Here is a 7,528-nt window from a genome sequence, read left to right as displayed (position 1 = left end):
TTTTTAGTTTATCCGTTCATCGAGATCTCTACCCTGTTCGATAATGACAATGTCCTTTTCACCTTTCTCGACAAGGGCAAGGGCAGAGAAGAGACCTGCCGGGCCTGCGCCGATAATAACAGCGGCCATGGTCCTTTATATTCCTCCTCTTTTTCTTTTTATTGAAACTTCTGCCCCCATTTTCCACATAATCCTTTCCCGTCTTTTGATAAGAGCCTGCTTACGATAAAAAATAAAAAAGGTCAAGAATCAACTTGCCTTTACCGCAACTGCCGCGTATGCAATAAATCATTCCCATTTTAACAGCAATCCTTTGTCCCCGTCCTCTTCAACACGGGTTCCCAACGGCGTTCCTTCTCTGTTCAGCACATTCTTCAACCAATTGAAGTCCTTTCTGCTTACCTCCTTTAAGCTGAAATTTCTCATCATAACGGGCTTCATTTTCAGTGAAAGAAGTCTGCCCGTTGCCTGGTCTGCAGTGGCAAAGTACATAAGGCCAAGGTCACCCCGGAATTCCTCATATCCACCTATTCCCTCGTAATCATTAATAAGATCACCGCAGCCATAGAGTATCAGTTTGCCCTTATAAACCTCTATTCCCTTTATATGATGAGAAGAATGACCATGTATAATATCTGCAATGCCTTTATCCACAAGCCCATGTACAAATGTTCTCTCACTTTTTAAAACAGGGTAGCCCCAGTTTCCACCCCAGTGAAGAGAAAGGACAACCACATCCCCCTTTTCTCTCACTTCTTTTACTTTTTTTTCTATCTCGTCTATCGTTTTGGCTGAAAAATCATTAAGCAGGCTAAGGCCACTTTGTTTTTCCTTTGCAGCCCAAGATGAAGGGACGCCACTCGATTCCATGGCATAAGAAAAAACAAGCACCCTTCCTTTATTGCCAAGGTCCACAATAGCAGGCTTTTCAGCCTCATCCAGGTCCATCCCCGCCCCGGCATGGCTTATCCCGGCCTTGCCCAGGGTCTCTAATGACTCTTTAAGGCCGGAGTAGCCCCAATCAAGAATATGATTATTAGCCAAAACAGCGACATCAATATTTGCAACCCGAAGAAGAGGGATATTTTCAGGATGCATACGATAGTTAATCCCCTTTCCCTGCCAGTATTCGTTGCTTTTCGTAAGGGCTGTTTCAAGGTTAATAATCCTCACGTCCGGTTTTTCCCGTGCCAGCTCACGAAGAGCAATGCCCCATATGTAATCCCACTCAACAGGCCTGCTGATGGGACCATTTACCTCCTCTGCAAGCGCCGTATAGGTTCTGGCATCCCTTACGTAAGGCTCATAGATACGGGGATGGCTCGGGTGGGAAAGTACCTGATCGATACCTCTCCCTGACATTACATCACCCGTCAAAAAGAGTGTAACAGCGGAAGACTCTCCCTCTTTTTTTCTTTCTTCTTTTTTAGGGTTCATTTCCCCGGCGTAAAGCGGTATTGAAAGAAAAATTAATATAAAAGATCCGGCAAAGCCGTAAAGAAGTGATTTGTGCCATGCAGTATAATTTTTTCTCATTGCATATCTGCAATAACAGCCCCGTTAAAGAATGGCTCCAAATAGGGACAAAAAGCTATTTCCGGGAAGCTCTCTCCCTTTCCTGCTCCCTTATTATTAACTGACTCACGTCGGCAAGCTCTTCAGCCAGAAGTTCAAGCAGATCATCAACAGCAAGAATCCCAACCAGTTCGCCTTCATCACCCATAACAGGGAGCCTTCTTATTCCATGCCCTTTCATTAATTTAAGCGCTTCGCTTATTCCGTCACTCTCCCTGATTGTTATGAGATCGAAACTCATTACATCGCCAACGAGAAGATTTTCTACACTCAAATCTTCGGCAATGATCTCCACGACAATATCACGGTCCGTAATGAGCCCGACAGGATGAGTTTTACCTTCCCGCTCTTCACTAACGACAAGGGCTCCTACATGATGATCCCGCATTAGCATGGCCGCCTCGACAACAGTATTGTGCTTATTTACAAAGCATACCTGGCGATTACATATCTCACCGACAAACATAACTCCTCCTCAGACCTTTTAAAGGTTTGCCTTAATCATTCAGGAGCAGAATATAAAAAACGTTTATTTAAATTATAGCAGATAAAAAGGAAGCCTTCTTGTTTCGCGGGAATAATAAAGGGAAATCATATTTCGGCCTAAAAAGAAGGGAATAAGAATAGCGGGATTTCCACCTTGCCGGCTTTCTCGGGAAGGGCAAAGGGGACATGACATTTCATTTTTTCAAGTATTTATCGATAATATCCAGAAGTTCCTGTTTTTTTACAGGTTTTATAAGATGATCATCACATCCTGCTTCATCACTCAACTTTTGATCATTTCTTGTTCCATGGGCTGTCAGGGCAATCACAGGAATTCTTCTTTTCCCTGCTTTCTTTTCCAGTTTCCTTATTTCCCTCGTTGCCTGAAGGCCGTCCATGACAGGCATTTTAAGATCCATCAATACAATGTTGTAATTGTCTTTTTTATACATTTCAACACCGGCAAGGCCATTTTCAGCCATATCGATCTCATATTCCGTTTTACTGAATATTAATCTGATCAAAGCACGAATCGATCTGTCATCTTCTACAAAAAGGATTTTAGCAGGTTCCCGCTTCTTTTCTCTTTTTTCATCCTCCATCAATTGAAAAACCTTTCATTCATAGTGTCAAATATTAACTTCTCATGAGGAAAGCGCAGGCTCTTCAGCATATTCCACCCTTTCCACATAATTTTTTATGGCGCTCTTCATGTGATCCGGGATTTCCGTAAACTGTACGCCCATACCTCTTACAATATGGTCCTGCATTACCTCCGTTTTTTCCACTGATCTCATTACCCTAGTACTCCTTCAATATAATAAATTGGGATTCAGAGTTTCACAAATTGGTCAAGGCAAGGCGCAGTACGAAGAGAATGGCTATTCCCTTTTCAAGGACTGCAACGCAGCATTGGCCGATTTGTGAAGCTCCCTTCGGGCCAGTCAGGAAGCGGTCATCTGTGTTGTTGCACTCCCTTAAATTAGCTACGGCCAGTCCTGCGGTCGTGCGCCTAACAGCTAACCGCTTCCTGACTGGCTGAATCCTAATTTATTACATTGAATGAGTACTAGCTTCACATTCGATAGAAAGATCATTATTGGGAAGCTGAAATTCAAGCATGAGGAGAGCGCCTTTTTCAAGGAGTTCCCTGCATTCGATAAAAAGTCCCCCTTCAGATATATCATGCAGGTGTCCTTCGTAACGCCTGTCTCCAATACGGTAATCCACCCTGACACATACATGAGTCCGTGAATATTCCCTTATAGTAATATTCAAATAGGATTCAAGTTTTTTTAAAAACTCTGTCGGATTGAATGGCTTTCTGATAATACCATCACAACCATAAGAGAGGCAGAGTTTTTCTTCACTTTCGCCCTTATCATACATGGTGGATATAATGATGGGAATATGTTTAAATTCCGGTAAGCCCTTAAGTACTTTGCAGCATTCATCACCCTTCATGCCGGGCATGAAAAGATCGAGCACAATAAGATCAGGCATAACTTCGCTTACTATTGCCAGCGCTTCATCACCTGAGGTTGCCGTAAAGATCCGGCAGGCGGCCCTCGACAGGGCGTTTTTTTGTATTTCCAGGGTCAGCTTTACATCATCGACTAAAAGTATGGTCACTTCATTGCTCATAGTTGCCTCCAGCTTCTTTTTGCCACCCACTTCTTTATGCTAAAGCCATAAATATGCCTCTAAAGTGTTAGCAAATCTCGTGCCTTTTTAACATCTGCAAGAGACCGGTCCAGTTCTTCAGCAATCCTCACGACCCGCTCTACAAGCTGTGCATTCGATCGGGCAAACTCACCCTTTCTGTAATAGATATTATCTTCAAGCCCTACCCTTACATGCCCTCCCATGGCAATGGCATGAGCAGCAAGAGGAAGTTCATAGCGGCCAATGCCTGCAACGGACCATGACTGGTCTCTATCAAGCCTTTCAACAAGGGCAACAAGATTTCTCACGTCACCGCTCATGCCTCCGGGGACACCAAGAACAAACTGGATATGATATTTTTCCGGTAAACAGTCTTTTTTCACAAAACGTGACATCGTTTCCATCATACCGAGATCGAATATTTCAAGTTCGGGCATAATCCCCTTATCCTTCATTATGGCTGCCAGCGAAAGAATCGTCTTTTCACTGTTTTCAAAAATCTCATCACCGAAATTCATCGTCCCCATTGAGAGAGAAGCCATAGGGGGCCTTAATTCAAGAGGTGCAGAACGTTCCCCGAGAGGCGTTCCCACAGCACCCCCCGTGGAATATTGGATAATGCAGCGGCAGCGCTCTTTTATTTTTTCCGTTACCTCCCGGAAAATGTCTGTCCTCTGGCTCGGTTTGCCCTCCTCGTCGCGCACGTGAAGGTGGATAATAGAAGCCCCCGCCTCAACAGCACCGGCGGCAGCTGAGGCCAGTTCATCAGGAGTAATGGGAAGATAAGGCGTATCATGCCGCGTCATTTCAGCACCAACAATGGCACAGGTAATAATCAAGGGATCATTCGTCATGGCTGATTCTCTGCTTTTCTTTTGGTGTCACACAAGTACCCACAGCTTTACAGACAAGCTGCGGATTCTCAAGTACCTGAGCTGCCGTTTCACCCTTTTCCGGCAAAGGCGAAATAACCTTCCAGGCCTCAAAAGACATTTCACGTGAAGTATTGCCCACAGAAGTGATCCTTGCAACGATTTCAAGAAAGTCACCTGCGTAAACAGGGAACAGGAAGTCTACACTGCTGTAAGCCCGAAAAAGCCCCTCGTCACCGTCATAGGCAATAAGCAACTCCGTTGCAGCATCACCAAAGAGCTGCAATATGCGCGCACCGTCAACGAGTCCACCGGCGTAATGAACGTCACTTTGGCTCATTCTTACCTTGAATCGTGTTTCCATTATTTCTCTCCGTAATTAATCAATATGATCTATCATTTTCCTCGAAAATCCCCCTAAATCCCCCTTTTCCAAAGGGGGACTTCTCTATCCCCCCCTTTGGAAAAGGGGGGTGAGGGGGGATTTTATTATAATTTTCACTCTTTCTTCTGCAACATTCTCGTCACCAGATAGGACGCCACCTGGGAAGGAAGGGTACCCGGCCCGAAACCGGCGTCATAACCGAGTTCAATGGCAAATTCATTACTGATTTTTGCCCCACCTGCCAGGAGAATAAAGCGGCTCCTTAAATTTTCCGCTTCCAGAAGATCGATAAGGCCCGTAAAATTCCTTATATGGCTCTCCTTCTGGGTCACCGTCTGCGATATCAGTATGGCATCGGCATCAAGGTCAAGCGCCTTTTTGACAAGTTTTTCACAGGGAACCTGTGCACCCAGGTTAATAGCTTCAATCTCAGGGTATCGTTCAAGGCCGTAATCCTGGTTGTATCCCTTCATATTCATAATAGCATCTATTCCGACAGTGTGAGCATCGCTCCCTATGGTTGCACCTACGACTTTAAGAGGCCGCCCTATCTCTTTTTTTATGAGATCGTTAATCTCATAAAAGTCCATATGGTCAAATTTTACTTCCCGGGCTTTAACTTTTGAATAGTCAAGACCCGGTTTCGCCCTGGCATAAATAATGAAACAGGTAAAATTTTCCGCAATTTTTTCAGCATGAACAACGGAGATATCTTCAACATTCAGCATGGCTGCATACTGCTCGGCCGCCTTGACGGCCCTGGGGCCGTTTTCCACAGGGAGCGTAAAGGAGAGCTGAACAATGCCGTCGTTGAGAGTATCACCGTAGGGTTTTATTATGTTTTTTGACATAGCTTATGCTCTTATAAAAGAAATCTCTGAGAAACAGTCATTGCGAGGAAGTCAACAGACCGACGCAGCAATCCAAAAAAGTTTGAGATTGCTTCCTTTCACTCGCAAAGACCATAATAAAATCAAAATACTCCGACCTGATCCTAAATTCCTTCCTCCAACATCCCCATAACCGGATTCGAATAGTCGGGCCCCTTTTTAAAAACACCGTCACGTCCTTTTCCACCGTCTCTCATGCGGCTCATATCTGCAAACATACCTCTCGAAATAGCCTCCATCAAACCGATATTGCTGATTTCCTCAAGAAAGCGGCCCGTTTCATTGAGCACCTGCCTCGCCCTTTTAGAAATAAAACCGTCCTCTTTAAATTCTATCTCTTCTCCCAATGAACGGGCCATATTAAAAACGTAGTTTACGCTCGAAATCGATTTAAAGCGGTCCTGCATAAGCGGCGTATGGATGGCTTCCGTTAAAATTCCGGAAAGATGAATGCCTTGCCCCGTCGTTACTGAGGCCAGGTTAAAAAGCGTATCCATGGCATGGGAATAAAATATGTCGGTACGTTTGTATTTGGTGGGAGGCATATACTTTATGGGTGCATGGGGAAACAATTCCCGTGCAAGTTGCGCATGGGCCAGCTCATAAAGAAAGGCGTTTTCTATTTTTGGATCGATCTCGAAAGCATGGCCAAGGCCAAGCAGATCATCAGTCAGTCCCGCCCTTTTTGCCATGGCTTCATTAATAAGTTGCGAGGCCGTTACGGTATGGGCGTTGTCGATAGCATCAGAAGTGGTCAGATAATTATCTTCTCCCGTATTGATAATGATCTTTGAGCGGCCACAGATAAGGCGGCTGAAATATTGGTCGATAAAGGTTCGCTCCATGTTGATATCCCTGAAAAGTATTCCGTACATGGAGTCGTTAAGAAGAATATCGAGATCTTCCAATGCAGCACAGGCGGCAATTTCGGCCATACAAAGCCCCGACGCATAATTAACAAGCCTTATGTAACGTCCCTCTTTTTCAGAAGCCTCGTCCAGGGCTTCACGCATGATTCTAAAATTGGCTTGTGTGGCATAAGTCCCCCCGAAACCTTCCGTCGTGGGGCCATAGGGAATATAGTCAAGAAGCGACTGGGCCGTGCTGCGGATAACGGCAATAATATCGGCACCGGCAAAGGCGGCAGCTTCAGCCTGTGTCCTGTCTTCGTAAATATTCCCAGTAGCAACAATGAGATAACGCCAGGGCTGTCGGGGAAGTCCTGTTTTTTCAATCTTTTCCTCTTTTCGCTGCTTTGAGGCATCCAGTTTTTCCAGGGCTCTTTGAGCCAGTTCCTTCTCTTTTTTCTCAATTTCACCGGCATTAAGATCTTTCAATCCACTAAAACAGACTGTCCCTGATTCGATAAGTTGAGCCGTCTTTTGCGCATCTTTGCCCGTATGCAGCATGGCCGCTGCAAAGGGTCTGGAAATACCCTCACTCAGTTCCATACTTTCACGCAATATATCAATAACACGGTTAACAAGCGGCGTCCCGTAAGTGTCAACACCGTTTACACCATATAGCCGCAAAACTGTTCGTTCCACAGAAAAAGAGGAATAATCTGAAATGAATTGCTGAACCTCATCGGCAATATTTCCGGCCAGGGCCTTCACATATTCAACCTCTTTTTCATTGAGCTTAATTTTCGGCAT

The 7,528-nt window shown here is 44.9% G+C and carries 10 protein-coding genes; all 10 read right to left on the bottom strand.

Going from position 1 to position 7,528, the window contains the following annotated elements:
* Positions 1-3 precede the first annotated feature (3 nt).
* Complete coding sequence (locus tag OEV42_15405) at positions 4-129, bottom strand: NAD(P)-binding domain-containing protein (protein ID MDH3975664.1); 126 nt, start codon at positions 127-129, stop codon at positions 4-6.
* A 159-nt stretch (positions 130-288) separates the two neighbouring features.
* Entirely contained in the window at positions 289-1,536 is a 1,248-nt protein-coding gene (locus OEV42_15400) for a CapA family protein (GenBank protein ID MDH3975663.1), read from the bottom strand.
* 55 nt (positions 1,537-1,591) lie between these two features.
* Entirely contained in the window at positions 1,592-2,041 is a 450-nt protein-coding gene (locus tag OEV42_15395; GenBank protein MDH3975662.1) for a CBS domain-containing protein, read from the bottom strand.
* Between the two features lie 214 nt (positions 2,042-2,255).
* Positions 2,256-2,663 carry a response regulator gene (locus OEV42_15390; protein ID MDH3975661.1) on the bottom strand — a complete coding sequence of 136 codons (408 nt, stop codon included), beginning with the start codon at positions 2,661-2,663 and terminating at the stop codon, positions 2,256-2,258.
* A gap of 42 nt (positions 2,664-2,705) precedes the next feature.
* Positions 2,706-2,858, bottom strand: coding sequence for a hypothetical protein (locus OEV42_15385; GenBank protein MDH3975660.1), 153 nt, complete (start codon positions 2,856-2,858; stop codon positions 2,706-2,708).
* Positions 2,859-3,114: 256 nt separating this feature from the next.
* On the bottom strand, positions 3,115-3,705 hold the full coding sequence (locus OEV42_15380; GenBank protein ID MDH3975659.1) for a response regulator: 591 nt from the start codon (positions 3,703-3,705) through the stop codon (positions 3,115-3,117).
* Between the two features lie 59 nt (positions 3,706-3,764).
* Complete coding sequence (locus tag OEV42_15375) at positions 3,765-4,580, bottom strand: 3-keto-5-aminohexanoate cleavage protein (protein MDH3975658.1); 816 nt, start codon at positions 4,578-4,580, stop codon at positions 3,765-3,767.
* A complete protein-coding gene (locus OEV42_15370) occupies positions 4,570-4,962 on the bottom strand; it encodes a 3-aminobutyryl-CoA ammonia lyase (GenBank protein ID MDH3975657.1) in 393 nt (130 codons plus the stop codon). The genes OEV42_15375 and OEV42_15370 overlap by 11 nt, the downstream gene beginning before the upstream one ends.
* Before the next feature lie 134 nt (positions 4,963-5,096).
* Positions 5,097-5,834 (bottom strand): cobalamin-dependent protein, encoded by a 738-nt coding sequence (locus OEV42_15365; protein ID MDH3975656.1) that lies wholly within the window; start codon positions 5,832-5,834, stop codon positions 5,097-5,099.
* 143 nt (positions 5,835-5,977) lie between these two features.
* The gene (locus tag OEV42_15360) at positions 5,978-7,528 is read right to left on the bottom strand and encodes a lysine 5,6-aminomutase subunit alpha (GenBank protein MDH3975655.1); all 1,551 of its coding nucleotides are present in this window, start codon (positions 7,526-7,528) and stop codon (positions 5,978-5,980) included.

The sequence above is a fragment of the Deltaproteobacteria bacterium genome, assembly GCA_029860075.1.
Classification (GTDB): Bacteria; Desulfobacterota; JADFVX01; order JADFVX01; family JADFVX01; genus JAOUBX01.
This window is presented reverse-complemented; position numbering and strand designations above follow the sequence as displayed.

Coding starts and splice junctions, on each gene's coding strand:
- OEV42_15405 (MDH3975664.1), bottom strand. CDS start 129: ATGGCCGCTGTTATTATCGGCGCAGGCCCGGCAGGTCTCTTCTCTGCC.
- OEV42_15390 (MDH3975661.1), bottom strand. CDS start 2,663: ATGGAGGATGAAAAAAGAGAAAAGAAGCGGGAACCTGCTAAAATCCTT.
- OEV42_15365 (MDH3975656.1), bottom strand. CDS start 5,834: ATGTCAAAAAACATAATAAAACCCTACGGTGATACTCTCAACGACGGC.
- OEV42_15395 (MDH3975662.1), bottom strand. CDS start 2,041: ATGTTTGTCGGTGAGATATGTAATCGCCAGGTATGCTTTGTAAATAAG.
- OEV42_15400 (MDH3975663.1), bottom strand. CDS start 1,536: ATGAGAAAAAATTATACTGCATGGCACAAATCACTTCTTTACGGCTTT.
- OEV42_15370 (MDH3975657.1), bottom strand. CDS start 4,962: ATGGAAACACGATTCAAGGTAAGAATGAGCCAAAGTGACGTTCATTAC.
- OEV42_15360 (MDH3975655.1), bottom strand. CDS start 7,528: ATGCCGAAAATTAAGCTCAATGAAAAAGAGGTTGAATATGTGAAGGCC.
- OEV42_15385 (MDH3975660.1), bottom strand. CDS start 2,858: ATGAGATCAGTGGAAAAAACGGAGGTAATGCAGGACCATATTGTAAGA.
- OEV42_15375 (MDH3975658.1), bottom strand. CDS start 4,580: ATGACGAATGATCCCTTGATTATTACCTGTGCCATTGTTGGTGCTGAA.
- OEV42_15380 (MDH3975659.1), bottom strand. CDS start 3,705: ATGAGCAATGAAGTGACCATACTTTTAGTCGATGATGTAAAGCTGACC.